The sequence below is a fragment of the Pseudoduganella sp. GW821-FHT05F09 genome (assembly GCF_059419605.1).
Window position 1 is genome coordinate 686,164 of record NZ_JBWKSD010000003.1, and the last position, 26,081, is coordinate 712,244.

At 66.9% G+C, this 26,081-nt stretch carries 23 protein-coding genes and 1 tRNA gene; 15 read left to right on the forward strand and 9 right to left on the reverse strand.

Going from position 1 to position 26,081, the window contains the following annotated elements:
- Position 1: 1 nt before the first annotated feature.
- Positions 2–1,228, forward strand: coding sequence for a metal-dependent hydrolase (locus tag AC07S4_RS12990; protein WP_494987041.1), 1,227 nt, complete (start codon positions 2–4; stop codon positions 1,226–1,228).
- Positions 1,229–1,248: 20 nt separating this feature from the next.
- Here the strand turns inward: AC07S4_RS12990 and AC07S4_RS12995 are convergent, their stop codons facing one another.
- Positions 1,249–2,100, reverse strand: coding sequence for an oxidoreductase (locus AC07S4_RS12995; protein WP_494987042.1), 852 nt, complete (start codon positions 2,098–2,100; stop codon positions 1,249–1,251).
- Positions 2,101–2,209: 109 nt separating this feature from the next.
- Between AC07S4_RS12995 and AC07S4_RS13000 the strand changes: the two genes are divergently transcribed.
- The 5 genes from AC07S4_RS13000 (at position 2,210) to AC07S4_RS13020 (ending at position 7,256) form a co-directional block, all read left to right on the forward strand.
- Positions 2,210–3,163: a LysR family transcriptional regulator gene (locus tag AC07S4_RS13000; protein ID WP_494987043.1), complete on the forward strand. Its 954-nt coding sequence runs from the start codon at positions 2,210–2,212 to the stop codon at positions 3,161–3,163.
- 54 nt (positions 3,164–3,217) lie between these two features.
- A complete protein-coding gene (locus tag AC07S4_RS13005; protein WP_494987044.1) occupies positions 3,218–4,126 on the forward strand; it encodes a LysR family transcriptional regulator in 909 nt (302 codons plus the stop codon).
- Between the two features lie 171 nt (positions 4,127–4,297).
- Positions 4,298–5,533 carry a CmpA/NrtA family ABC transporter substrate-binding protein gene (locus tag AC07S4_RS13010; RefSeq protein ID WP_494987045.1) on the forward strand — a complete coding sequence of 412 codons (1,236 nt, stop codon included), beginning with the start codon at positions 4,298–4,300 and terminating at the stop codon, positions 5,531–5,533.
- A 9-nt stretch (positions 5,534–5,542) separates the two neighbouring features.
- Positions 5,543–6,451, forward strand: coding sequence for a nitrate ABC transporter permease (ntrB, locus tag AC07S4_RS13015; RefSeq protein WP_494987046.1), 909 nt, complete (start codon positions 5,543–5,545; stop codon positions 6,449–6,451).
- A gap of 1 nt (position 6,452) precedes the next feature.
- Positions 6,453–7,256 carry an ABC transporter ATP-binding protein gene (locus tag AC07S4_RS13020; protein WP_494987047.1) on the forward strand — a complete coding sequence of 268 codons (804 nt, stop codon included), beginning with the start codon at positions 6,453–6,455 and terminating at the stop codon, positions 7,254–7,256.
- A gap of 10 nt (positions 7,257–7,266) precedes the next feature.
- Here AC07S4_RS13020 and tsaD read toward each other — a convergent pair whose 3' ends face one another.
- Positions 7,267–8,307, reverse strand: a complete 1,041-nt coding sequence (gene tsaD / locus AC07S4_RS13025; RefSeq protein WP_494987048.1) for a tRNA (adenosine(37)-N6)-threonylcarbamoyltransferase complex transferase subunit TsaD — start codon at positions 8,305–8,307, stop codon at positions 7,267–7,269.
- A gap of 171 nt (positions 8,308–8,478) precedes the next feature.
- On the opposite strand from tsaD, the gene AC07S4_RS13030 reads away from it, so the two are divergent.
- Positions 8,479–8,793 (forward strand): Rieske (2Fe-2S) protein, encoded by a 315-nt coding sequence (locus tag AC07S4_RS13030; protein ID WP_494987049.1) that lies wholly within the window; start codon positions 8,479–8,481, stop codon positions 8,791–8,793.
- 4 nt (positions 8,794–8,797) lie between these two features.
- Here AC07S4_RS13030 and AC07S4_RS13035 read toward each other — a convergent pair whose 3' ends face one another.
- The gene (locus tag AC07S4_RS13035) at positions 8,798–9,856 is read right to left on the reverse strand and encodes a 3-deoxy-7-phosphoheptulonate synthase (protein ID WP_161073912.1); all 1,059 of its coding nucleotides are present in this window, start codon (positions 9,854–9,856) and stop codon (positions 8,798–8,800) included.
- Positions 9,857–9,983: 127 nt separating this feature from the next.
- Here AC07S4_RS13035 and ybiB point away from each other — a divergent pair, with 127 nt between their 5' ends.
- The 8 genes from ybiB (at position 9,984) to AC07S4_RS13075 (ending at position 19,040) form a co-directional block, all read left to right on the forward strand.
- The gene (gene ybiB / locus AC07S4_RS13040; RefSeq protein ID WP_494987050.1) at positions 9,984–10,937 is read left to right on the forward strand and encodes a DNA-binding protein YbiB; all 954 of its coding nucleotides are present in this window, start codon (positions 9,984–9,986) and stop codon (positions 10,935–10,937) included.
- A 71-nt stretch (positions 10,938–11,008) separates the two neighbouring features.
- The gene (locus tag AC07S4_RS13045) at positions 11,009–12,217 is read left to right on the forward strand and encodes a BaiN/RdsA family NAD(P)/FAD-dependent oxidoreductase (RefSeq protein WP_494987051.1); all 1,209 of its coding nucleotides are present in this window, start codon (positions 11,009–11,011) and stop codon (positions 12,215–12,217) included.
- Between the two features lie 193 nt (positions 12,218–12,410).
- Positions 12,411–12,623 carry a 30S ribosomal protein S21 gene (gene rpsU / locus AC07S4_RS13050; protein ID WP_008451879.1) on the forward strand — a complete coding sequence of 71 codons (213 nt, stop codon included), beginning with the start codon at positions 12,411–12,413 and terminating at the stop codon, positions 12,621–12,623.
- Positions 12,624–12,756: 133 nt separating this feature from the next.
- Positions 12,757–13,206, forward strand: a complete 450-nt coding sequence (locus AC07S4_RS13055; protein WP_494987052.1) for a GatB/YqeY domain-containing protein — start codon at positions 12,757–12,759, stop codon at positions 13,204–13,206.
- An 88-nt stretch (positions 13,207–13,294) separates the two neighbouring features.
- Positions 13,295–15,091: a DNA primase gene (dnaG, locus tag AC07S4_RS13060; protein WP_494987053.1), complete on the forward strand. Its 1,797-nt coding sequence runs from the start codon at positions 13,295–13,297 to the stop codon at positions 15,089–15,091.
- Between the two features lie 491 nt (positions 15,092–15,582).
- Positions 15,583–17,781, forward strand: a complete 2,199-nt coding sequence (gene rpoD / locus AC07S4_RS13065; RefSeq protein ID WP_494987054.1) for an RNA polymerase sigma factor RpoD — start codon at positions 15,583–15,585, stop codon at positions 17,779–17,781.
- A 57-nt stretch (positions 17,782–17,838) separates the two neighbouring features.
- Positions 17,839–17,917 (forward strand) — tRNA-Ile (locus AC07S4_RS13070).
- Between the two features lie 850 nt (positions 17,918–18,767).
- Complete coding sequence (locus tag AC07S4_RS13075; protein ID WP_494987055.1) at positions 18,768–19,040, forward strand: DUF4242 domain-containing protein; 273 nt, start codon at positions 18,768–18,770, stop codon at positions 19,038–19,040.
- Between the two features lie 12 nt (positions 19,041–19,052).
- Here AC07S4_RS13075 and AC07S4_RS13080 read toward each other — a convergent pair whose 3' ends face one another.
- The 6 genes from AC07S4_RS13080 to AC07S4_RS13105 all read right to left on the reverse strand — a co-directional run bounded on the left by AC07S4_RS13080 (position 19,053) and on the right by AC07S4_RS13105 (position 26,069).
- Complete coding sequence (locus AC07S4_RS13080) at positions 19,053–20,003, reverse strand: alpha/beta fold hydrolase (protein ID WP_494987056.1); 951 nt, start codon at positions 20,001–20,003, stop codon at positions 19,053–19,055.
- A gap of 104 nt (positions 20,004–20,107) precedes the next feature.
- Positions 20,108–21,874 (reverse strand): putative bifunctional diguanylate cyclase/phosphodiesterase, encoded by a 1,767-nt coding sequence (locus AC07S4_RS13085; protein WP_494987057.1) that lies wholly within the window; start codon positions 21,872–21,874, stop codon positions 20,108–20,110.
- Positions 21,871–23,199, reverse strand: coding sequence for a sensor domain-containing diguanylate cyclase (locus AC07S4_RS13090; RefSeq protein ID WP_494987058.1), 1,329 nt, complete (start codon positions 23,197–23,199; stop codon positions 21,871–21,873). Before AC07S4_RS13090 ends, AC07S4_RS13085 begins: the two co-directional genes overlap by 4 nt.
- Positions 23,196–23,585 carry a phosphonate transporter gene (locus tag AC07S4_RS13095; RefSeq protein WP_494987059.1) on the reverse strand — a complete coding sequence of 130 codons (390 nt, stop codon included), beginning with the start codon at positions 23,583–23,585 and terminating at the stop codon, positions 23,196–23,198. Before AC07S4_RS13095 ends, AC07S4_RS13090 begins: the two co-directional genes overlap by 4 nt.
- Positions 23,582–24,826: an AMP-binding enzyme gene (locus tag AC07S4_RS13100; protein WP_494987060.1), complete on the reverse strand. Its 1,245-nt coding sequence runs from the start codon at positions 24,824–24,826 to the stop codon at positions 23,582–23,584. Before AC07S4_RS13100 ends, AC07S4_RS13095 begins: the two co-directional genes overlap by 4 nt.
- Before the next feature lie 19 nt (positions 24,827–24,845).
- Positions 24,846–26,069: an MFS transporter gene (locus AC07S4_RS13105; RefSeq protein ID WP_494987061.1), complete on the reverse strand. Its 1,224-nt coding sequence runs from the start codon at positions 26,067–26,069 to the stop codon at positions 24,846–24,848.
- Positions 26,070–26,081: the final 12 nt, after the last annotated feature.

The window sequence follows — 26,081 nt, forward strand, 5'->3', positions numbered from 1 at the left end:
CATGGATAACATCACCCACACCGTCGTCGGCCTGGGCGTCGGCGAACTGGTGCAGCGCAGCCTGCCCGCCGAACCGGACGAAGCAGGCCAGCGCACGCGGCACCGCCTGCTGCTCACCGCCTGCGCCGCCGCCAGCAACTTCCCCGACCTCGACCTGTTCCTGACCCGGCTGCTGCCCGAGCCGCTCGGCTATCTGCTGCAGCATCGCGGCCACACGCACACCTTGCTCTATGAAGTGCCGCAGGCGCTGCTGCTGGTGGCGCTGCTGTGGCTGCTGTGGCCGAATGCGCGTGCGCTGCTGCGGCGCAGCCGGCACGCGCGCGCCGGGCTGGGCGCGGCCGTCGTGCTGGGCTTCCTGCTCCACATCGGCATGGATTTCCTCAATTCCTATGGCGTGCATCCCTTCTACCCGTTCGACGGGCGCTGGTTCTATGGCGACATGATCTTTATTATCGAACCGGTGTTCTGGGTGGCCTTCGGCGTGCCGCTGATTATGGCCATCGGCCCGCCGTGGCTGCGCTGGCTGATGCTGGCCGGGCTGGCCGGCGCGCTGGGCTACTTCGCCGCGCGCGGCTATCTGGGAGCGGTGTCGCTGGCGGCCTTGCTGGCGCTGGGCGCCGGGCTGGCCTGCCTGAAAGCGGCGCGGCGGCGCAGCCGGCGCGCGATGGCGCTGGCGCTGCTGGCCAGCGTGGGCTTTGTCGCCGTGCAAGGCGTGGCCGGCACGGCAGGGCGGCAGCGCGTGCAGGCCGCGCTGCAGGCGGCCGATCCGCAGGCGCGCATCCACGACGTCGCCATGACCGCCTTCCCCGCGCAGCCGCTGTGCTGGGCCTTCGTCTCGATCGAGTCCAATGAGGCTGCTGGCAGCTACCGCCTGCGGCGCGGCCTGGTCAGCTTGATGCCGGGCTGGCTGCCGCCGCTGCAATGCCCCTCCGGCCTGCTGGACCCGCCGCCGCACAGCGCCGCCGCAGCCGGCGTCGAGCTGTACAGCGAGGTGGGCGGCAGCCTGGCGGAGCTGCGCAGCCAGGCGGACGGCAACTGCTGGCTATCGGCCTGGCTGCGCTTTGCGCGCATGCCCGCCATCGTCGGCGCCACCGCCAGCGACATGCGCTTCGCCACCACGCCGCGCGGCAACTTCACCACGCTGGATCTGGCGGCCACAGCGGGACGCGCCTGTCCCGCCGGCGTCCCCGCCTGGACGCCGCCCCGCGCCGACCTGCTGGCCCGCTAGCGGCCGGGGCGGCGCTGGCCTCAGGCCGCCTGCTGCAGCACGTCGTCGTGGTCGGTGGACAGCGACAGGCTGATCCACTGGCCCAGCTCCTGCTCGACGAAGCGGTTCTTCTCGCGCACCATGCGCACCGTGTCGCTGCCCAGCATCAGGCGCACGGGGGGCTGCGGGCTGTCGGCCAGTTTCAGGATCGCCAGCGACAGCTTGCGCGGATCGCCCGGCTGCTTGAGGCTGACGCTGGCGGCGAAGGTGCGCATGGCGCCCACGGTGCCGGCATAGTCGTCCAGGCGCGCATCGGTGGAGACCAGCGAATTCCCTTCCAGGAACTCGGTGCGGAAATAGCCCGGCTCCACCACCGTCACATGGATGCCCAGCGGCCGCACTTCCTCGGCCATGGCCTCGCTGATGCCCTCCACGGCGAACTTGGTCGAGCCGTACACGCCCCAGCCCGCATGGGCCGTGTAGCCACCCACGGACGAGATATTCATCACATGGCCGCCGCCCTGCCGGCGCATCTGCGGCAGCACGGCGCGGGTGACGTTGAGCAGGCCGAACACATTGGTGTCGTACAGCGCGCGCACCTCCGCGTCGCTGGCCTCCTCGACCGCGCCCAGCAGGCCGTAGCCGGCGTTGTTGACCAGCACGTCGATGCGGCCGAAGCGGTCCACGGCGGCGCGCGCGGCCAGCACGGCGGCCGCCTCCTGCGTCACGTCCAGGCGCAGCGCCAGCAGATTCGGATGGGCGCCGACGGCGTCGGTCACGATTTGCGGATTGCGGGCGGTGGCAACCACGCTGTCGCCGCGCGCCAGCGCATCTTTCGCCATCAGGACGCCGAAGCCGCGCGATGCACCGGTAATAAACCATACTTTAGACATGCTGTTCTCCTTGAGAGGTGGTGGGGTGTTGATGGAAGCCAGTTTAGGCCGCCCGCCTCTGCTACACTAGCCACCATAAAGGCGTTTGATTTTCACCTTCTGGTTGTAAATGGATACTACCCGCGTCATCACTTTGTTTATCGCCGTGGTCCGCGCCGGCAGCTTCAGCCAGGCGGCGGCCGAAGCCGGACTGTCGCCGCAGGCGGTCAGCAAGGCCGTGCGCCAGCTGGAAGACAGCCTGGGCGTGCGCCTGTTCCACCGCACCACGCGCAGCCTCAGCCTGACCGAGGAAGGCGAGCGCCTGTTCGAGCTGGCCAGTCCCGGCCTGCGGCTGCTGGACGAAGCGCTGGAGCACGTGCGCAACAGCCGCAAGGACATGGACGGCGTGATACGGGTGGCCGCGCCCACCTCCTTCGGCAAGCACATGCTGATCCCGCTGGTGCGCGACTTCCAGGAACTGCATCCCGGCGTGCAGTTCGACCTGCTGCTGGAAGACCACTTCACCGACCTGATCGACGCCAAGATCGACGTCGGCTTCCGGGGCGGCAACCCGCCCGAGCGCAACCTGGTCTCGCGCCGCATCGGCGACATCGGCCTGTATATTTGCGCCGCGCCGCGCTACCTGGACAAGCACGGCGCGCCGCAGACGGTGGACGAGCTGCTGGCGCACCGCTGCACCGGCTTCCGCCAGCCCAACACCGGCCGCCTGGTGCCGTGGGAGCTGCGCATAGACGGCGGCACGGTGTACAAAGACATCCCCACGGTGGCCAGCTTCAACACGGTGGAAGGCGAAGTGCAGGCGGTGCGCGAAGGCATCGGCATCGGCCAGCTGGCCGCCTACATGGCCGAGGCCGACATCGCCGCCGGCCGCCTGGTGCACCTGCTGCCGCACACCGTCACGGTCAACAGCGGCGTCTACATGTACTACCAGCAGCGCACCCAGATGCCGCAGCGCGTGCGCCAGTTCATCGACTTCGCCTCCGAGCGCGCCCCCCGCCTGTTCCCGAAAATAAAGCCCCCCACCGGGGTCAGTTCTACCATCACGTCACGAACTCAGCCTTAACATGCTTGAGTCCGTGACGCGATGGTAGAACTGACCCCGGTTTTGTTTGGAGAAATGATGGATAGACTGCATTTGATGGGGGTGTTTGTCGCCGTGGGCGAGGAGCAGAGTTTTGCGGGTGGGGCGCGGCGGCTGGGGATGTCGCCGCCGGCCGTCACGCGCGCCATCGCGATGCTGGAGGAGCGCCTCGGCGTGCGCCTGCTGGACCGCAGCACGCGCCATGTGCGCGTGACCGAGGCCGGCCAGCGCTATCTGGACGATGCGCGCCGCATCATCGCCGAGGTGGACGAGGCCGACGAGGCCGCCGCCGGCAGCAACGCCGCGCCGCGCGGCCACTTGTCGGTGACGGCGCCGGTGCTGTTCGGCCGCCAGTACGTCACGCCCGGCATCGTCGACTATCTGCGCCGCTATCCGGGCATGGAGGTCAACGCCATGTTCGTCGACCGCGTGACCAATATGCTGGAGGAGGGCATCGACGTGGCGGTGCGCATCGGCGAGCTGCCCGATTCGAGCCTGCGCGCCGTCACCGTGGGCCAGGTGCGCCGCGTGATCTGCGCCGCGCCGTCCTATCTGGCGGAACACGGCACGCCGTCCGCGCCCGAGGCGCTGGCGGACCATGTGATCGTGGCCTCGTCCGGGTCGAGCGGCGCGCCGGACTGGCGCTTTGCGCAGGCGGGCCGCGCCCAGTCGCTGCGCCTGAAGCCGCGCCTGGTGGTCAACAGCAACGACGCGGCCATCGAAGCGGTGCGGCGCGGCTTCGGCGTTACGCGCCTGCTGTCTTACCAGGCCGAGGCGCTGCTGGCGTCTGGCGAGCTGGTGCTGCTGCTGGAGGACTACGCCACGCCCGGCGTGCCGGTCAGCATCGTGCACCGTGACAGCCGCCAGGGCTCGGCCCGCATCCGCAGCTTTGTCGACCTGATGGCGGAGCGCCTGCGCGCCGTGCCGGTGCTGCAGCCGCTTTAGTGCGCCTGCTTTTGGTGCGCCGCACAATATCGGTGCTGAAAATACACTTCTTTCCCCGCGTTTGCCGTGTCCGCCCCGGTTTTCCCCCGGGAATGGGCTGGCACAGCTATTGCAAAGCTAGTGGCGGGGCAGGCGTCCGCTTGCCGAATGTCACGAACTTGCCATGGGGATATGATGGACAGCAAAATCAGCTTGACTCGCCGCAGCCTGTTGAAAGCCGGCGCCGCCACTGCAATCTCCGGCCTTGCCACGCAGGGCGTCTGGGCCGCCGGCTCGGACAAGCCTGAAAAAGAAGAAGTCAAAATCGGTTTCATCCCGCTGACCGACTGCGCCTCGGTGGTGATGGCTTCCGTGCTGGGCTTCGACAAGAAATACGGCATCAAGATCGTGCCCAGCAAGGAAGCTTCCTGGCCCAGCGTGCGCGACAAGCTGGTCAACGGCGAGCTGGATGCGGCCCACGTGCTGTACGGCCTGATCTACGGCGTGCACCTGGGCGCGGGCGGCCCCAAGAAGGATATGGCGGTGCTGATGAACCTGAACCACAACGGCCAGGCCATCACGCTGTCGAAAAAAGTGTCCGACAAGGGCGGCGTGGACGGCCCCTCGCTGGCCGCGCTGATGAAGAAGGATCCGCGCGAGTATTCCTTCGCGCAGACCTTCCCCACCGGCACCCATGCCATGTGGCTGTACTACTGGCTGGCCAGCTACGGCATCAATCCCATGAAGGACGCCAAGATGATCACCGTGCCGCCGCCGCAGATGGTGGCCAATATGCGCATCGGGAATATGGACGGCTTCTGCGTGGGCGAGCCGTGGAACCACCGCGCCATTGTGGACGGCATCGGCATCACCGCCACCACCACCCAGGAGATCTGGCGCGACCATCCGGAGAAGGTGCTGGGCACCAGCGCCGAATGGGTGAAGAAGTACCCCAACACGGCGCGCGCGCTGACCGCCGCCATCCTCGACGCCGGCCGCTGGATCGACGCGTCGCTGTCGAACAAGCTGAAGATGGCCGAAACCATCGCCGACAAGTCCTATGTGAACACCTCGGTGGACGTGATCAACCAGCGCATCCTGGGCCGCTACCAGAACGGCCTGGGCAAGACCTGGGACGATCCGAATTCGATGAAGTTCTTCAACGACGGCGCGGTGAACTTCCCCTACCTGTCGGACGGCATGTGGTTCCTCACTCAGCAGAAGCGCTGGGGCCTGCTCAAGGCCGAGCCGGACTACCTGGCGGTGGCCACGCAGATCAACCAGATCGACGTGTACAAGGACGCCGCCGCCATGGCCAAGGTGGCCGTGCCGAAGTCCGCCATGCGCAGCGTGAAGCTGATCGACGGCACCACCTGGGACGGCAAGAATCCGAAAGCCTACGCCGATTCATTCAAGATCAAAGCATAAGGAGCAGCCATGAGCGCAGTTCTGCACAATATCGCCGCCGTACCGGTGAAGGACGCCGTGAAGGAAGTTGCACCGGAAAAGCCCGCGCGCAGCGAACGCATCGCCGCCAAGGGCATCAAACTTGAATCGGGGAGTGCGCGCATGCGGCCCTACGTGATGAAGTATCTGCCGCCGCTGATCGGCCTGGCGCTGCTGGTGCTGGCCTGGCAGATCCTGGCGTCCAAGAACAGCAGCTTCCCCACGCCGTGGGCCACCTGGGAGGAGGCGGTCAAGCTGTTCTCGGACCCGTTCTACCGCAAGGGCCCGAACGACCAGGGCATAGGCTGGAACGTGCTGGCCTCGCTCCAGCGCGTGGGCCTGGGCTTCGGCCTGGCGGCGCTGGTGGGCATTCCGCTGGGCTTCATCATCGGCCGCTTCCCCTTCATGTACGGCATGTTCAGCCCCATCATCAGCCTGCTCAAGCCGGTGTCGCCGCTGGCCTGGCTGCCTATCGGCCTGCTGGTCTTCAAGGCCGCCGATCCCGCCGCCATCTGGTCGATCTTTATTTGCTCGATCTGGCCGATGATCATCAACACGGCGGTGGGCGTGCAGCGCGTGCCGCAGGACTATATGAACGTGGCGCGCGTGCTCAGCCTGTCGGAATGGAAGATCGTCACCAAGATCCTGCTGCCGTCCGTGCTGCCCTATATGCTCACCGGCGTGCGGCTGGCCATCGGCACCGCCTGGCTGGTGATCGTGGCGGCGGAAATGCTGACCGGCGGCGTGGGCATCGGCTTCTGGGTCTGGGACGAATGGAACAACCTGAACGTGCCGCACATCCTGATCGCCATCGGCGTGATCGGCGTGGTGGGGCTGCTGCTGGAGTGGGCGCTGGTGTCGCTGGCGAAGGCCTTTACCTACGAACAAGTGGAGAACTGATATGAGCGCGAAATTCATCGACATCAGCAACGCCGAGATGGTGTTCAACACCAAGAAGGGGCAGTTCCATGCGCTGGCCAATGTGAACCTGACGGTGGAGCAGGGCGAGTTCATCACGCTGATCGGCCACTCGGGCTGCGGCAAGTCCACCCTGCTGAATCTGATCGCCGGGCTGACCACGGCCACCGGCGGCACCATGATCTGCAACGGCCGCGAGATCGCCGGGCCGTCGCCCGAGCGCGCGGTGGTGTTCCAGAACCATTCGCTGCTGCCGTGGCTGACCTGCTACGAGAACGTGTACCTGGCGGTGGAGCGCGTGTTCAGCGCCAAGGAACACAACAAGCAGCTGCAGGAGCGCACCTGGGCCGCGCTGGCGCTGGTGGGCCTGACGGCGGCGGCCGGCAAGCGGCCGAACGAGATCTCGGGCGGCATGAAGCAGCGCGTGGGCATTGCGCGCGCGCTGGCGATGGAGCCGAAAGTGCTGCTGATGGACGAGCCTTTCGGCGCGCTGGACGCGCTCACGCGCGCGCATCTGCAGGACGAGCTGCTGCGCATCGTGGCCGCCACCGGATCGACGGTGGTGATGGTGACGCATGACGTGGACGAGGCGGTGCTGCTGTCGGACCGGATTGTCATGATGAGCAACGGGCCGGCGGCCACCATAGGCGATATCGTGCAGGTGCGGCTGGCGCGTCCGCGCGACCGGCTGGCGCTGGCGCAGGACCCGCTGTATATCGATTACCGCAGCAGCGTGCTGGAGTTCCTGTACCACCGGCAGGGGCGGCCTGCGCAAAGGGCCGCGTAACCCGCCATGCTTAAATGACCCGCAGCTCGTCCAGCGGCCAGCGCGGACGCACATTGAAGGAGTAGTCCTTCTTGGCTGCGTCCGGGTTGATCATCAAGCGCATGGCGCCCGCGAAGGCGATCATGGCGCCGTTGTCGGTGCAGAACTCGAGCTCGGGGTAGTAGACCTTGAAGCGCTTCTTGGCTGCCGCCGCGTTCAGCGCGGCGCGCAGCTGCGCATTCGCGCCCACGCCGCCGGCGATCACCAGCCGCTTCAGGCCGGTGTGCTTGAGCGCCGACATGCACTTGGCCGTCAGCACTTCCACAATGGCGTCCACAAAGCCGCGCGCGATATTCGCCTTGTCCTGCTCGCAGATATTGGCGATCACCTTTTCCTCGTGGTTCTTCACCACCGTCAGCACCGCCGTTTTCAGGCCGGAGAAGCTGAAGTTGAAATCCTTGGTGTGCATCATCGGGCGCGGCAGCTTGTAGGCGGCCGGGTCGCCGAATTCGGCCAGGCGCGAAATGGCGGGGCCGCCCGGATAGCCCAGCCCCAGCAGCTTGGCGGACTTGTCGAAGGCCTCGCCGGCCGCGTCGTCCAGTGTTTCGCCCAGCAGGGTGTACTGGCCCACGCCGTCCACCCGCATCAGCTGCGTGTGGCCGCCGGACACCAGCAGCGCGATAAACGGAAACTCCGGCGGCTGCGAGGCCAGCAGCGGCGACAGCAGATGGCCTTCCAGGTGGTGCACGCCCAGCACCGGCTTGTCCAGCGCCATGCCCAGGCTGCAGGCGATGGACGAGCCGACCAGCAGCGCGCCCGCCAGGCCGGGGCCTTGCGTGTAGGCGATGGCGTCGATGTCGGCCAGCTGCTTGCCGGCGCCGGTCAGCGACTGCTCCAGCAGCGGGATGGCGCGCCGGATATGGTCGCGCGAAGCCAGTTCGGGCACCACGCCGCCGTACTCCTCGTGCATGGCCACCTGGGAATAGAGGGCATGGGACAGCAGGCCGTGCTCTGTGTCGTACAGAGCCAGGCCGGTTTCGTCACAGGAGGATTCAACGCCGAGAACAATCATTGGGACCGTGCAAAGTGAAAGGGGAATCCGCCATTGTAATGGAAAGAGGGCGCAGCCCGCACCAAAGGGGGCTGCCGATGCACACCCGTAGGGCAGGAATGGGGAAAACGCCATGCCTGGCTTGGCATCGCTCTTGCTTGGCATGCTGTATAGAACTTAAGGAGCCAAGCTATGGCTGAGTACTGGAAACTGATCTGCAAGCTGAAGGACATCGCCCCGCAGGGCGTGCGGCTGGTGCCGCGCGGGCTGGCGTGGCAGGAACTGCCGGGCGTGGCGGTGATCCGCACGCTGGACGACCAGGTCTTCGCGGTGCTGGACGGCGGCCGTCCCGACCAGGGCGCCGTGCGCCACTACGCCGTCAAGGTCGAAGACGGCAAGATCTACCTGGACCTGAATGAACTGAACGCCCCCGCCAGCCGCGCGGAAGCGGCGCTGGCGGGAGCGTTCGGGGTCGCGCCCCACGTGGGAGCCAACCCCTGGGCTTGATGCCTTAAGGACGCTTCAGCAGCTCCGCATGCGCCTTGCGCAGCATCTCCGCCGTGGTATCCCAGTCGATGCAGCCGTCGGTCACCGAGCAGCCGTACTTCAGCTCGCTCAGATCGGCCGGGATCTTCTGGTTGCCGCCCACGATGTTGGACTCGATCATCACGCCCACCAGCGACTGGTTGCCGTGCGTGATCTGGTTCACCACGTCCGTCATCACCAGCGGCTGCAGCTCAGGCTTCTTGTAGCTGTTGGCGTGCGAGCAGTCCACCACGATGTTGGCCGGCAGCTTGGCCTTGGCCAGCGCCTGCTCGGCGATGGTCACCGACACCGAGTCATAGTTCGGACGGCCGTCGCCGCCGCGCAGCACCACGTGGCCGTAGCCGTTGCCGCGCGTGCGCACGATGGACACATTGCCTTCGCCGTTAATGCCCAGGAAGGCGTGCGGATTGGCCGCCGACAAAATGGCGTTGATGGCGATGCTGATGTCGCCGTCGGTGCCGTTCTTGAAGCCCACCGGGGTCGACAGGCCGGACGACATTTCGCGGTGCGTCTGCGACTCGGTGGTGCGCGCGCCGATCGCGGTCCAGGCGATCAGGTCGCCCAGGTACTGCGGCGAGATCGGGTCCAGCGCTTCGGTCGCGGTGGGCAGGCCCAGTTCGCACACGTCCAGCAGGAACTGGCGCGCCTTTTCCATGCCCACGTCCACGCGGAAGGAGTCGTCCATGTCCGGATCGTTGATATAGCCCTTCCAGCCGGTGGTGGTGCGCGGCTTCTCGAAATACACGCGCATTACCAGCAGCATGGTGTCGGCCACTTCGGCTTGCAGCGCCTTCAGGCGGCGCGCATAGTCCAGGCCCGCCACCGGGTCGTGGATGGAGCAGGGGCCGACCACCACGAACAGGCGCTTGTCCTTGCGGTCCAGGATGGCGCGCAGGTCGGCGCGGCCCTGCATGACGACGGCCGACGCGGCGTCGGTCAGCGGCAGTTTCGCGTGCAGTGCGGACGGAGTCGGCATGGACGCGAAGTTGGTAACGTTTACGTTTTCGATGTCTGGCGAGATCATGATTCGGTGCCTCAACTCATTATTTTAATCAGGGGGACCTATAAGTGTAGCCGAATTGGCAGTTTGATGCGGGCGGCACTGCAATGCAGCATTCCTTGCCGCCAGCGCGTGTAGTAAGCTCTCCACCATGACGACACATCCCAATCCATTCCCTGCGGCAAGGTTCATCAAAGAAATCGGCCGTGGCAAGAAAGGCGCGCGCAGCATGACGCGCGCCGACGCCCAAGAACTGTATCAAGCCATCCTGGACGGCCGGGTCTCCCAGCTGGAGCTGGGCGGCATCCTGCTGGCGATGCGCATCAAGGGCGAATCGGTGGACGAGATCGCCGGCTTCCTGGACGCGGCGGAAGCCTCGTTCACGCCCTTGCAGGCGCCGGCGGGCGCTTGCGCGCCGGTGCTCATCCCCACCTACAACGGCGCCCGCAAGATGGCCAACCTGACGCCGCTGCTGGCCCTGCTGCTGGCGCGCGAGGGCGTGCCGGTGCTGGTGCACGGCGTGCCGCACGACCTGGGGCGCGTCGCCACCGCCGAGGTGTTCGCCGAGCTGGGCATCCAGGCGGCGGGCAGCCATGCCGAAGCCGAGGCGGCGCTGGCGGCGGGCAAGCTGGCCTTCATCACCATCGACACGCTGGCGCCCAAGCTGGCCCATATGCTGTCGCTGCGCCGCATCCTGGGCGTGCGCAACTCCACCCACACGCTGGTGAAGATGATGCAGCCCTTCGCCGGCCCGGCGCTGCGGCTGGTGTCCTACACCCACCCGGAATACCTGGAGATGCTGGGCGAATACTTCTGCACGGCGGCGGCGCACGAACGCGGCCACGCCTTCCTGATGCGCGGCACCGAAGGCGAAACGGTGGCCAACGCCAACAAGGGCCAGCGCATCGACTGGTTCCACGGCGGCGAGCGCACCGTGCTGGTGGAAAAGCAGCTCACGGCCGAACAGGAGGTGGTGCTGCCGGAGGACAAAAGCGCCGCCGCCACCGCCGCCTGGATCGCCTCCGTGCTGCGCGGCGACATCGCCGTGCCGGCCTCCATCGCCGAGCAGGTGGCCCAGGTCGCCAAGGTGGCCCGCAGCCTGTGAGGGGGCGCGCCGGCGGCCCGGCCGCCAAGGCAGAGTACAATGGCCGGTTTTGAAGCGGAATCGGAGCAGTTATGGCGAAATTTGATGTGGCGGTAATCGGCGCGGGCGCGGCGGGAATGATGTGCGCGGCCGAGGCCGGCAAGCGCGGGCGCCGGGTGGTGCTGATCGACCACGCCGCCAAGCTGGCCGAAAAAATCCGCATTTCCGGCGGCGGCCGCTGCAACTTCACCAATATAAACACCAGCCCGGCCAACTTCCTGTCCGAGAATCCGCACTTCTGCAAGAGCGCGCTGTCGCGCTACACGCCGTCGGACTTCCTGGCGCTGGTGCGGAAATACCGCATCGCCCACCACGAAAAGCACCGTGGCCAGCTGTTCTGCGACGACTCGGCCGAACGCATCATCGAGATGCTGAAGGCCGAATGCGCGGCCGGCGACGTGCACTGGCGCATGCCGTCCAAGGTCTCCTCCGTGGAGCAGATGGACGACGGCAGTTTCTACCTGGCCACCGACACCGGCGACATCGAATGCGACAGCGTGGTGATCGCCACGGGCGGCCTGTCGATCCCGAAAATCGGCGCGTCCGGCTTCGGCTACCAGATCGCCGAGCAGTTCGGCCTGAACATCGTGCCTACCCGCCCGGCGCTGGTGCCGCTGACCTTCGACGCCGACACCTGGGCGCCGTTCGCGCCCCTGTCCGGCATTTCGCTGGAAGTGGACGTGGAAACCGGCAGCTTGAAGGGCCGCAAGCCCGACGGCGCGCGTTTCCGCGAAGACCTGCTGTTCACCCACCGCGGCCTGTCCGGCCCGGCCATCCTGCAGATTTCCAGTTTTTGGCAGCCGGGCGCGCCCATCGTCATCAACCTGCTGCCGGAGATGGACGTGGCGCAGGAGCTGATCGAGGGCAAGCAGACCGTCAAGAAACAGCTCGGCAATGTGCTGGCGCAATGGCTGCCGGCGCGCCTGGCCGAAGGCCTGCTGGAGCTGCACGGCCTGGCCGCCGACGCCCGCCTGGCCGATATGCAGGACGCGGTGCTGCGCAAGCTGGGCGCGGCCATCAACCAGTGGACCATCACCCCCAACGGTTCGGAAGGCTACCGCAAGGCCGAAGTGACCCGGGGCGGCGTGGATACGCGCGAGCTGTCGCAGCAAACCATGATGGTGGGCAAAGTGCCTGGCCTGTACTTTATCGGCGAGGCGGTGGACGTGACGGGGTGGCTGGGCGGCTACAATTTCCAGTGGGCCTGGGCTTCGGGTGTGGCGGCCGGCCAAGCAGTCTGATATGATTGCATTCCGGCGTGTGTTTTTGCCGCCGGAGTCAGGTGTTGGCAGGACGAAAAGGTTGCTCAAAAACAGACAGTTTTCTAGATGAAACTGGCCTGTTGAGCCGGTTTTCCGTCCAAAGGTCTTCCCAATTTGGCCGAATACTGCTAATATCTTTATCTTCCTAAAATCTAACGGTTTGAATTTTTACATGACCACTATCCGCCTTAAAGAAAACGAGCCGTTCGAAGTTGCAATGCGTCGCTTCAAACGCACCATCGAAAAAACCGGCCTGCTGACCGAACTGCGCGCACGCGAGTTCTACGAGAAGCCAACCGCAGAACGCAAGCGCAAGCTGGCAGCTGCCGTGAAGCGTCACTACAAGCGCATCCGCAGCCAGCAACTGCCTAAGAAACTGTTCTAAGACTGTTGTTTCAGGATGGCCCGGCAGTACGGCGTCGCGCCGCGGGTCCTTCCTGTCCAGTCGCATGCCCGCTCCGGTTCGCCGCAGCGGGTTTTCGCATTTTGCGCCACGATTTTTCCCAGTGAGAACGAACATGAGCTTGAAACAACAGATTACCGATGACATGAAGGCCGCCATGCGTGCCAAGGAGGCCGGCAAGCTGGCCACCATCCGCCTGATGCTGGCGGAAATCAAGCGCAAGGAAGTGGACGAGCAGATCGAAGTGAGCGACGAGCAAGTGGTCGCCATCGTCGACAAGATGATCAAGCAGCGCAAGGACTCCATCACCCAGTTCGAAGCCGGCAACCGCCAGGACCTGGCCGACATCGAAAAAGCCGAGCTGGAAGTGCTGATCGCCTACAAGCCGGCCGGCCTGTCGGACGAAGTGGTGGCCGCCGAAGTGGCCGCCGCCGTGGCCGCTTCCGGCGCCGCCGGTCCGCAGGACATGGGCAAAGTCATGGCCATCGTCAAGCCCAAGCTGGCCGGTAAGGCCGACATGGCCGTGGTGTCCGCCCTGATCAAAAAAGCGCTGACCCCGGCTTGATGTCCTTGCCCTGCCGCGCCGTTGACCGGGATCAAATCCCGGCCGCGCGCGGCAGTATAGCCTCTGATGTAGAACAAGACTGATCGCCGTGATACCTCAATCCTTTATCTCCGATCTATTGAACCGCGTCGACATCGTGGACGTGGTCGGCCGCTATGTGCAGCTCAAGAAGGGCGGCGCCAACTTCATGGGCCTGTGCCCCTTCCACAACGAAAAATCCCCCAGTTTCACGGTCAGCCCCACCAAGCAGTTCTACCACTGCTTCGGCTGCGGCGCGCACGGCACCTCGATCGGCTTCATGATCGAATACTCCGGCATGGGCTTTGTCGATGCCGTCAAGGAGCTGGCGCAGAACTGCGGCATGGTGGTGCCCGAGCAGGACGACAAGATCCCGCCCGCCCAGCGCGCCCAGATGCAGGCCCAGAGCATGGCCCTGTCCGAGGCCATGAACCTGGCCGCCGACTACTACAAATCCCAGCTGCGCTCGGCCCCGAACGCCATCGGCTACCTGAAAAGCCGCGGCCTGACCGGCGAAATCGCGGCCCGCTTCGCGCTCGGCTTCGCCCCCAACGGCTGGGACAATCTGCGCAGCGTGTTCCCCAACTACGAGGCGCTGGCGCTGGTCGAGGCCGGCCTGGTGATCGACCGCGTGGACGAGGAAGGCAACCACCGCAAGCGCTACGACCGTTTCCGCGAACGCGTGATGTTTCCAATTCGCAACACCAAGGGCCAGGTCATCGCCTTTGGCGGGCGCATCATGGAGCAGGGCGAGCCGAAGTACTTGAATTCCCCCGAAACGCCTTTATTTTCCAAGGGGCACGAGCTGTACGGCTTGTTCGAAGCGCGCCAGGCCATCCGCGACGCCGGCTATGTGCTGGTGACGGAAGGCTATATGGATGTGGTGGCGCTGGCGCAAATGGGTTTCCCGCAGTCGGTGGCGACCCTGGGCACGGCCTGCACCAGCACCCACGTGCAGAAACTGTTGCGCCAAACAGACACCGTGATCTTTAGTTTTGACGGCGACAAGGCCGGCCGCCGCGCTGCCCAGCGCGCGCTGGAAGCCTGTCTGCCCCATGTGTCGGACAACAAGACCATCAAGTTCTTGTTCCTGCCGGCCGAGCACGACCCGGACAGCTATATCCGCGAATATGGCGCGCCGGCCTTCGAGCAGCAGGTGCACGAGGCCATGCCGCTGTCGCAGTTCCTGCTGCGCGTGGTGTCCGCCGAGCATGATTTGAGCGAGCCGGAAGGGCGCGCGCGGGTGCAGTTCGAGGCCAAGCCGCTGCTGCAGGCCATGACCCCGTCGGCGCTGCGGCTGCAGATCGTGCGCGGCCTGGCCACCATGACGCAGAGCAGCCCGGGCGAGATCGAGCAGTTGTACGAGCTGAGCAAGCCGGTGGCCGAGGTGCGCAGGGCGCCGCAGCGCAGCAGCCGCCCGCAGCCGGTGGGCCTGGAGCTGCAGATCGTGCGGCACCTGGTGGCGCACCCGCCGCTGGCCTTTACGATAGACGAGGCCGGCCTGGGCGCCTTCGCCAACTTCGGCGAAGAAGCGGCCGAGCGCCTGTACCAGCTGATCGCGGCGGCCATCGCGCTCGGGCCGCAGGGCAGCTTTGCCGCGCTGGCGCAGCATTTGAAGGAGCAGGGCAGCGAGTACGACGGCATCATCAGCGAGATCGCCGCCGAGCCGGAGTCGGATTTCGAGGCCATCAAGACGTATTTGAGCAGCGCCATCCGGCAAATCCGGACTGACGCGCTGAAAGCCGAGCTGGCACAGTTGTTCGCGTCCGGTTTGTCTTCCAGCGAAATTGGTGTACGCTACCGCGAAATTACGGCTATGCAAGACCAGTTGTTGCGGGAGGCCGAAGCAGAGCTATCAGCTCGCTAGTCTCCCGGGGCTGCGCCCCTATGAGGCGGCCCGGGCGGGGTCTGGAAATTGTAAAGTAGCGTGCTATAATAAAACGCTAAGTATTGAGTGCTTAGCTTTGGTATTTCAGTTCGGAATTCTGTTTGTTTTCAGTAAGTTAGGCTCTTGATCGGTGCGGCGGGCGGTAAGGCTGCGGCACCGGCGGCCGGGGCCGGAATTTGCCGGATCGTGGCCGGATGGCGCAGTCGATAACCGCCCAGGCGCGGCGCCTGCCTCCGGACACTGGTGGATCTAGCCCCCTTGCGCTGTCTACAGTAGAATTTCTGCCGAGTACGGCCCCGGGTTCGGGCCGGCGGTGGAGGTTCCTGTGTGCGCAGGAGCCAGAAGGTATAAGTATTCGTAGCGGTGTTGCAAGAACTTTATCCTAACCCGTAAAGCAAGTCGTTGTGTAATCGAAAGCGCCTGTGCCAACAAAGAAACCTGAATCCAAAGCGGCTGCAAAGCCGAGCAAAGTGACCGCCAAGGCCGCCAAAACGGCCGACAAACCGGAAACGCGTGTTACCAACACGCCGCCGGCGGTAAGCCAGACCACCGATGCCGCCGCCCTGGCCGCCATCGATACTTCAGGCTATGTGCTGCCTTCAGTGAAGGTGCCGGGCCGCCGTGGCCGCAAGCCGAAAGAATTCCAGCCCGAGAACGACGAAGTGGCCGCGCTCAACGCGGTCGAGCGCGCCGAGCTGAAGGCGGTCGACAAGGCCAAGGCAAAGGACCGCAAGGCCAAGGAAAAAGCGCTGCTGAAGGACGCCTTCTCGTCCGACACCGAAGCGACCGAGGAGGAGCTCGAGCGCCGTCGCCAGAAACTCAAGACCCTGATCAAGTTCGGCAAGGAACGCGGTTTCCTGACCTACGCCGAGATCAACGACCACCTGCCGGAAAATATCGTCGATCCGGAAGCGATCGAGGGCATTATCGGCACCTTCAACGACATGGGCATCGCCGTCTACGAGCACGCGCCGGACGCCGAGACCCTGCTGCTGTCGGACAACGTGGCCACCGTCACCAGCGACGACGAAGCCGAAGCGGCCGCCGAAGCGGCCCTGTCCACCGTGGACTCCGACTTCGGCCGCACCACCGACCCTGTGCGCATGTATATGCGCGAAATGGGCTCGGTCGAGCTGCTCACGCGCGAAGGCGAGATCGAGATCGCCAAGCGCATCGAAGACGGCCTGAAGGACATGATCCAGGCCATTTCCGCCTGCCCGGTGACCATCGCCGAAATCATCGCCGCGTCCGACCGCATCCGTAACGACGAGATCAAGATCGACGAGATCGTCGACGGCCTGGTCGACGAGAGCGAAGGCGAGCCTGCGCCCGCCCCGGCCGCCGCCGCCTCGGACGAGGAGGAAGAAGACGAGGAAGAGGAAGAGGAAGAAGCCGAAGAGGAAGAAGAAGCGGCCAGCGCCTCGGGCGCGGCCGGCTACTCGGCCGAACAGCTGGAGCAGATGAAAAATGCTGCGCTGGAAAAATTCGACCTGATCTCGCAGCAGTTCGACAAGATGCGCCGCGCCTTCGAAAAGGACGGCTACAGCTCGAAAGCCTACGTCAAGGCGCAGGAAGCAATTTCCTACGAACTGCTGGGCATCCGCTTCACCGCCAAGGTGGTGGAAAAGCTGTGCGACACGCTGCGCGGCCAGGTGGACGAAGTGCGCCACATCGAGAAGCAGATCCTGGACGTGGCGGTGAACAAGTGCGGCATGCCGCGCGCCCACTTCATCAAGGTGTTCCCTGGCAATGAAACCAATCTGGAATGGGTGGACGGCGAAGTGGAAGCCGGCCACGCCTACAGCGCCATCCTGGGCCGCAACATTCCGACCATCAAGGAACTGCAGCAGCGCCTGATCGACCTGCAGGCGCGCGTGGTGCTGCCGCTGCCGGACCTGCGCAACATCAACCGCCAGATGGCGGCCGGCGAAATGAAGGCGCGCAAGGCCAAGCGCGAAATGACCGAGGCTAACTTGCGCCTGGTCATTTCCATCGCCAAGAAATACACCAACCGCGGCCTGCAGTTCCTGGACCTGATCCAGGAAGGCAACATCGGCCTGATGAAGGCGGTGGACAAGTTCGAATACCGCCGCGGCTACAAGTTCTCGACCTACGCCACGTGGTGGATACGCCAGGCCATCACGCGTTCGATCGCCGACCAGGCGCGCACCATCCGTATTCCGGTGCACATGATCGAGACCATCAACAAGATGAACCGCATCTCGCGCCAGATCTTGCAGGAAACGGGCGCCGAGCCCGATCCGGCGACTTTGGCCATCAAGATGGAAATGCCGGAAGACAAGATCCGCAAGATCATGAAGATCGCCAAAGAGCCGATCTCCATGGAAACGCCGATCGGCGACGACGACGATTCCCATCTGGGCGACTTCATCGAGGACAACAACACCCTGGCCCCGTCCGACGCGGCGCTGCACGCGTCCATGCGCGGCGTGGTCAAGGATGTGCTGGACTCGCTGACCCCGCGCGAAGCGAAGGTGCTGCGCATGCGTTTCGGCATCGAAATGTCGACCGACCACACGCTGGAAGAGGTCGGCAAACAGTTCGACGTGACGCGCGAGCGCATCCGCCAGATCGAAGCGAAAGCGCTGCGCAAGCTGCGCCACCCGTCGCGTTCGGACAAGCTGAAAAGCTTCCTGGAAGGTAACTAGCACTTGACGACAGCCCGCGCAGCCCCTATGCTGCCGGGTCGTTGTCCACAAGTTTTCGGGCCCTTAGCTCATGCTTGGTTAGAGCAGAGGACTCATAATCCTTTGGTGCGCGGTTCGACTCCGCGAGGGCCTACCAAATAAGAAAGCCAACCCTGCGGGGTTGGCTTTTTTCATTTCCGGGCACTATTGCGGAATGTTGCGCCGGGCTTGGCTTGTTTTGAGTAATCTGCTGCTGGGACTATCTTTTCCGGGCGCATGATGGATGAACAGCAAGCGGAGGCGGTGCCGGACGGCGAGGCGGCAAAGCCGGGTGCCGCCAGGCCGGCGGGCAAAGTGCACACCACGGTAATGTGGGCGACGCTGCTGGTGGCCGTTGCAGCCCTGCTGGGCGCTGGCCTGCTGGTCTGGCGCGGCCTGCAGGCGGATAAGGCGATTGCCCTGGTGGCGCAGTCGGTCAGGCAGGATGCGCGCGCTAGCGGCGCTGCCATGGCTGCCGCCACGCCAACCAGGCCGCCAGCGCCAATGCCGGAGCAAGGGCCAGCCCCCGCACCAGCCCCAACTCCAACTCCAGCGCCAGCGCCAGCGCCAGCGCCCCGGGCCCTCGCTGCTGTCGCGGTGACTCCGTCTGCGCCTGCGCAAATTTCCCCGGTGAAAGCCACAGTGAAGCAGGGCTACATGGTGAAGCGTCCGGCTGTCCGGTCCAGGGCGCTGGCCCGGCCCCGGCCGCCAGCACGCACTTCGAAGCGCCCGATGTCCGCCGCCAGCGTCGAGCAGCGGCTGGCGCGGTGCAAGGACAGGGCCGGCGAAGCTGCTGCGGCCTGCTTTGCGCGCGCTTGCGCGAGTTACGCGTCCCGAGCCCCCATCTGCCTCAACGACGAGCCTGCGCGCCCGCGTTGACATTCCGTTTGCTTGGTCTAGGCTACAACAACCGGCGCGCCAAAATTTCCGGTCCCGTATGCCCGTTGCCGGTCACGAGGAGAGTAACCATGCCTAAATTTGTAATCGAACGCGATATCCCCGGCGCCGGCAAGCTGAGCGGCCCCGACCTTCAGGGCATCTCCGCAAAGTCCTGTAGCGTGCTCAGCGAACTGGGGCCGTCCATACAATGGGTGCACAGCTATGTGACCGACGACAAGGTCTACTGCATCTACAACGCTCCCAATGAAGAGATGGTGCGCGAGCACGCGCGGCGCGGCGGCTTTCCTGCCAATCGGGTGTCGCAGGTGCGGGAGATCATCGACCCGGTCACTGCGGAGTAAGCCCCCTGCCGCTTAGCGCGCCGCGCCGCCCAGTTTGCGCAGGAAGGCGCCGGTGAGCGCGGCCACCTGGTCCAGCCTGGTGTCCATCACGAAGTGGCCGCCGTCCAGGATGTGGACTTCGGCGGCCGGATTGTCGCGCCGGAAGGCGTGCGCGCCGGGCACGGTAAAGGCCAGGTCGTGCTTGCCCCACAGAACCAGCGTCGGCAACTGGCGCTGTTTCAGCCAGGCTTGCCACGCCGGGTAGGCGGCCAGGTTGGTCTGGTAGTCGTAGATCAGGTCGGCCTGGATCCTGGCCTGGCCGGGGCGGTTCAGGTAGGCGTACTCGTCCATCCACAAATCCGGATCGTAGGCTTCAACCGCCGGATCGTCGCCGATGTGGCGCGCGCGCGTGGCGGCGAGCGACTGGTGCACCGCGATCACGTCCTGCTCGTGCGCGGCGCGGTCGGCCCAGAACGGCTTGCGCTTGGCCCACATGGCGCCCAGGCCTTCTTCGTACACATTCCCGTTCTGGAAGATCAGCCCCTGGATCGCGGCGGGGTGCGCCATGGCCATGCGCATGCCGACCGGGGCGCCGTAGTCCTGCATCAGCAGCACGTAGCGCGTGGCGCCCACCGCATCGGTGAATTTCTGCATCACGGTGGCCAGGTGGTCGAAGCTGTAGCGGAAGCTGGCCGGATCGGGCGCCTCGCTGTTGCCGAAGCCGGGGTAGTCCGGCGCAATCAGGTGGTACTCGTCGCCCAGCTTGCGCAGCAGCCCGTCGTACATGCGCGACGAACTGGGCACGCCATGCAGCAGCACCATGGTTGGTTTGCTGGCGTCGCCCGCTTCGCGGTAGGCGATCTGCACGCCTTCCACCGCCACCGTGCGATAGGCCACCGGCGCGGCATGCGCGGCGGTGATGCCGGAAGCCAGGGTGAGTGCTGCGGCTGCCAGCGCGTTGGCGCCAGGGGGATGGCTGTGCATGATGGGCTCCGGTGGTGGTTGAGTGCCACCAATGTAGCGGGCGCGCCGGGCGGCAGAAAGGGCTCTGCGGTCAATTGACTGTTGCGCGCGGCGAAATTGCGCCGCTACGGCGCCTGTATCCACGCGGCCAGCGCGGCGGCGGGCAGCGGTCGGCTGTACAGATAGCCCTGGCCCTTGTCGCAGCCCTGGCGCCGCACCACGGCGGCCTGGGCCTCGGTTTCGATGCCCTCGGCCACCGTGCTCATGCCCAGGCTGCGCGCCACCTTGACGGTGGCCTCGATCAGCACTTCGTGGTGGTGGCTGGTGTCGGACAGGCTGACGAAGGAGCGGTCGATCTTCACCGTGTCGACCGGCAGCAGGTGCAGGCTGGACAGCGAGGAGTAGCCGGTGCCGAAGTCGTCCAGCGCCAGCTTCACGCCCAGCGCTTTCAGGCGCTGCAGCTGCTGCTGGATATCGGCCCCTTGCGCGGCCAGGCTTTCGGTCACTTCCAGCTGCAGCTGGGCCGGCTGCATGCCGCTGGCGGCCAGGATGGCCGCCACCTTGTCGCACAGCGACGCATCGCCCAGCTGCGCGCGCGACAGGTTGACCGCCAGCAGGCGCGGCGCGCGTGCGCCCAGCTCGCTTTGCCAGGCGGCGAAGTCGCGGCAGGCGGCGCGCAGCACGAACTCGCCGATGGCGTCGATCAGGCCGGATTGCTCGGCGATCTCGATGAATTCGATAGGCCCCACCACGCCGCGCGCCGGGTGCTGCCAGCGCACCAGCGCTTCCACCCCGGCCGAGCGGTCGATGGCACCGTCCGGCAGCACCCCCACCACCGGCTGGTAGACCGTAAACAGCTGGCCCTGGCTCAGCGCGCTGCGCAGCTCCGCTTCGATGCCGCCGCGCCGCGCGGCCTGCTCGCGCATGGCCGGCTGGAACAGCACGGTCTGGCCGCCGCCGGCCGCCTTGGCCACCGCCACGGCCACGCTGGCGTCGCGCAGCACGTCGTCGGCGGCCGCGCCGCCCGCGCCCAGGTACACCACGCCTATGCTGAACTGCAGGCTGATGTCGTGCAGGCCGATGCGGTAGGGCTTGCCCAGCGTCTGTTGCAGCCGGGCGGCGATGCTCTCGGCCACGCCGGCGCCGGCCAGCCCGTCGAGCACCAGCGTGAATTCGTCGCCGCCCACGCGCGCGGCCACTTCGCCCAGGCCCTGGGCGCTGCCGTCGCCGCCCGGGCGTGCGCCCGAGCGCACGCTGGCGCGCAGGCGCTCGGCCATCAGCACCATCACCTGGTCGCCCACCGGGCTGCCCAGCGTGTGGTTGACCTGCCGGAAGCGGTCCACATTGATAAACAGCAGCGCGGCTTCGTCGCCGCTGGCGGCGCGCGGCCGCGCGGCCATGCGCTGCAGCAGCTCGCGCACGGCGGCGCGGTTGGGCAGCTTGGTCAGCGTGTCGATGCGCGCCGCGCTGTCGAGCCGGCGCGCCAGGGTGCGCTGTTCGCGCTGGACTTCGGCGGTGGCGTCCACCAGCACCGCCATCATGCGCCCGGCGTCCACCTTCAGCACGCCCAGCGCCAGCACTTCGGGCCGCGCGCCGCGCCCGCCCGGCTCGGCGGCGCCCGCGCTACCCAGCACCAGGCGCATGCCATCGGCAATTACGCCGTGCGCGCCGGGATAGGCCTGGCACTGCGCGCGCAGGCCGGGCGCCTGCCGCTGCAGCACGTCGAACAGATTGGCCAGGTTGCCGTCCGGCGACACCGGCATCAGCAATTGCGAGGCCATGGGGTTGAGCATTTCAATGCTGCCGTCCTGCTGCAGCTGGATCAGCCCGACCGGAGCCTGGTACAGGAACTGGATCAGCGCCTCGTAGGCGTCGTCGCTGTCGCTCGTCATGCCTGGACCTCCCCTTCGGCGGGCCAGCACACCACGCGGTTGCGTCCGCCGCGCTTGGCGGCGTACAGCGCGTCGTCGGCGCGCTGCAGGAAGCCGGCCAGGGTGCAGGCCGGGTCATCCATGGCCGCCACCCCGATGCTGATGGTATAGGCGATGGCGGCGCCGTCGAACATCGCCGGGCCAGCCTGCACCCGCTCGCGCAGGCGCTCGGCCACAATGGCCGCGTCTGCCAGGCTGGCGCCCGGCAGGATGGCGGCGAACTCTTCGCCGCCTATGCGCGCCACGGTGTCGACCTGGCGGAACATGCTCTTCAGCGTGGCGCCCAGGTGGCGCAGCACGGCGTCGCCGGCCGGATGGCCATGGCTGTCGTTGATGGCCTTGAAATGGTCGGCGTCGATCAGGATCAGGGCCGGCGCCTGCGGCATCTTGGTGCGGCGCAGCATTTCCAGCTCGCCCGCTTCGAAGAAGGCGCGCCGGTTGGCCAGCCCGGTCAGGTGGTCGCCATAGGTGGCGCTGCGCAGGTTTTCGCTCAGTGCGCGCTTGTCGGTGATGTCGCGCAGGATCAGGCAGTAGGCCGGTTCGCCCGGCGCGGCCGGCGCCAGCGTCCCGTCGTCGCGCTTGCGCCCCGGCAGCGGCGAGAGCATGGCGCTGCCCCAGAACTGGCTGCCGTCGGCGCGCCGGCGCAGCCCTTCGTCCAGGTGCCAGCCGTTGAGGTTGGCCTGCTGCAGGCGATGCGCCTGCTGTGCTTCAGAGGCGTCCTCGGCCGGGTAGAACAGGCCGAAGGGCTGGGCGCGCGTGCCGGCTTCGTCGAAGCCGGTGACGCGGCCTATGCTGTCGTTCCAGGCGGCCACGCGGCCGTCTTGGTCCAGGCTCACCAGCGCGTAGTCGGCGATATTGGTCATGATGGCGTTCAGCCAGGCGTCGGTGTTGCGCAGCTGGCGCTCGCGCCTGTCCTGCTCGGTGATGTCGCTGAGCACCGCCATCAGGCGCGCCTCGTCCAGCTTGAGCAGCGTCAGCGACAGCACTTCCGGGCCGCCCCGGGCGCCGTTCAGGTAGAGCCGCATGCCTTCGCACACATTGCCGCTGGGCGCGCTGTAGCCGGCGCAGCGCTGGCGCAGGTCGGGCGCCACCGGCGCCAGCGCCTCGAACAGGTTGAGCAGGTTGCCGTCGGCGCTGAGCGGCATCAGCAGCTGGGCCGAGAGCGGATTGAGCATCAGGATGGCGCCGTCGCTGCCGGCCTGCACCAGGCCCACCGGCGCCATGTACAGGAACTGCAGCAGCGCCTCGTGCTCGGCCGCGTCGGGCGCGTCGGCCACGGCGTTCATAGCCGCTGCACCAGCACGTAGCGCATGGCCGAGGCTGGCGAGTACAGCAGGCGCAGCATCACCTTGGTCGGCCGCATGCGCAGCGTCAGCACGTAGTCGATGGTGGCGTCCAGCGCCGTGCCGCTGTCGTGCGCGTCGTCGAAGCGCTGCGCCACCAGGAAGTTGTTCATGCACGGCGCCACGATGGTGAACAGCTCCTGGTCCAGCACGCGTTCGGGGCTCAGGCCGGCCGCGCGCGATTCGAAGGCGTTGTAGCGGCGCACGCGGCTGCTCTCGTCAAAGCCGATCACGCCGAACGGCAGCGCGTCCAGCGCGGCCTGGTCCAGCTGGTCCAGGCGCTCGCCCAGGCCGGCTTGCGTAAAGGTGAGGGTGTTTGCTTCAGTCATGGTTGCTCCGGGGTTGATTCGTGGCCGGCGTCGATAATCCAGTCCGCCGGCTTGCCTTGTTTTGTCCTGGGCAAATTGCTGCCGAAGGTGAATGATACCGGGCGCGCGGCCATAGTCAAATGGGCGCGCGCCCAGGCCGTCAATTCGGCGGCCAGCGCGGCTTCCGGCGCGCCGGCGTCGGCCGGCACGATGAAGGCTTTCAGGCGCTGGCCCTCGTCCGGCCGCATCAGCCGCACGCTGGCCTGGGCCACGCCCGGGTGGCGCGCCAGCACCGCTGCGGTGGCGGCCGGGTGCACGTTCACGCCGCCCACCTGGACCGCCTGGTCGAGCCGCCCGGACGGCACGAAGGCGCGCTCGCCGCGCCAGTCCAGCGTGTCCTGCAGCGCCACCTCCCGGCCGTCGCGCAGCAGCAGGCCCGGCTGCGCCGTCCGGCCCCAGTAGGGCAGCAGCGTGTAGGCCTCGCCCGCCTGGCCGCGCCAGCCGATGCCGGCCGTTTCGCTGCTGCCGTAAATCTGCAGCAGGTCCAGGCCCAGTGCCTGCAGCTGCAGCGCCAACGGGTCGGGGCAGGGCGCTGTGGAGGTGATGCCAACCACGCCGGGGGCGAAGGGCTGGCCGGCGGCGGCCACGCCGGCCCAGTAATCCGGGAAGCTGACCACCAGGTCGCCGCTGCGGGCCAGTCCGGCCAGGCGCGCCGGCAGCGTGCCGCGCGCGTCGATCAGCTGCGGCGCCCCGGGCAGCGCCTGCGGCAGCAGCACGGTGAACAGGAAACCGTAGATATGGTGGGCCGGCACGGTGTAGAAGATGCGCTGGACCGGCCCCAGCATGCCGGCCCAGTGCCGCACTTCCTGCTCCAGCTGCGCCAGCGCATGCTGGCATTGCTTGGGCGCGCCGCTGCTGCCCGAGGTGCGGAAGCTGATGCGCGCGTCCTGCAGCGCCAGGCTGGCCTGCGCGGCGCCGCACCAGCCGGCCAGCGTGGGCAGCGCCGGCAACTGCTGGTCCAGGCCGCTTTGCTCCATGTGCAGCGCGGCGCTCAGGGCCGTGGCCAGCTGGAAGCGCTCCAGCGAGTCCGTGCCCAGGTCTTGTTCAAAATTCAATTCTCCATGCCAAGGCGTGGCGGGCAGGCCCGCATGGCTGCGGCGCAGGGCCGCCAGCTCGGCCCCGACGAGGTCGGCGACATAGCGCGGCAGGCTGCCGTGCTGCCACCATGCAGGGGCGGATGGGGGGGAGGCGATTGGTGGCATGGGGGCAGTATAGAATGATTTAGCCGGCCACGTCGGGCCGGGGCTGCCGGATTGCGCCGCTGCGCAGGGTCAGCGCCCAGAACAGCAGCGCCGCCAGGCTGACGGCGGCGCCCAGCGCGCACACGCCCAGCCAGCCGGCCGCCGCGTACATGCGGGTGGAGGCCAGCGCGCCCAGGCCGCTGCCGGCGGCGTAGAACATCATGTAGCAGCCCACCACGCGGCTGTGCGCTTGCGGATGGCTGCTGAAGATCATGCTCTGGTTGGTGACGTGGATGGCTTGTCCGGCCAGGTCGAGCATGATGATGCCGCCCGCCAGCGCCCACAGCGATTGCCCGGTGTACGCCAGCGGCAGCCATGCCGCCAAGAGCAAAGCCAGCGCCGCGCCGCTGGTGCGCTGGCCCAGCCCGCGGTCCGCCATGGCCCCGGTGCGCGAGGCGGCGAGCGCGCCCACGACGCCGATCAGCCCGAATGCGCCTATGGCCGTGTGCGAGAGCGCATGCGGCGGCGCGCTGAGCGGCAGCACCAGCGCGGTCCAGAAGATGCTGAGCGCGCCGAACATCAGCATGGCAATGACGCCGCGCACTTGCAGCGTGCGGTCGGTGCGCAGCATCGCCGGCATGGAGCGCAGCAGCTGGACGTAGCGCCGCGCCATGCCGGGGCATGCGGCGCCGCGCACCGGCTCTTCCGGCGGCGCGGGCAGCACCCGCCACAGGACGGCGCCCAGCAGCAGCGACAGCGCGGCCGAGGTCCAGTAGACCGCGCGCCAGCCGGCCAGGTCGGCCAGCAGGCCCGCCACCGTGCGCGCGCTCAGCAATCCAATCAGCACGCCAGCCTGCGCGGTGCCAACGATGCGCCCGCGCTCCGCAGGCGGCGCGGTGGCGGCCGCGTAGGCGATCAGGCCTTGCGTCATGGCCGTGCCCAGCAGGCCCACCGCCAGCATGCCGCCCAGCAGCGGCGCCGCGCCCGGTGCATAGCCGACGGCCAGCAAGGCGCAGCTCAGCAATCCCAGCTGGACCAGCATCAGGCGGCGCCGGTCCAGCAAATCCCCCAGCGGCAGGACAAACAGCAGCGCCAGCGCACTGCCGAGCTGCGTGGCCGCCATCACCATGCCGACCTCGGCGTGCGAGAGGCCGAAATCGAGCGCGAGCGCGTCCAGCAGCGGCTGCGCGTAATACACATTGGCGACGCTCACGCCGCAGGAGATGGAAATAAGCAGCGTCATCAGACGCGTGGAGGTAGGCATGGTGGATCCCTA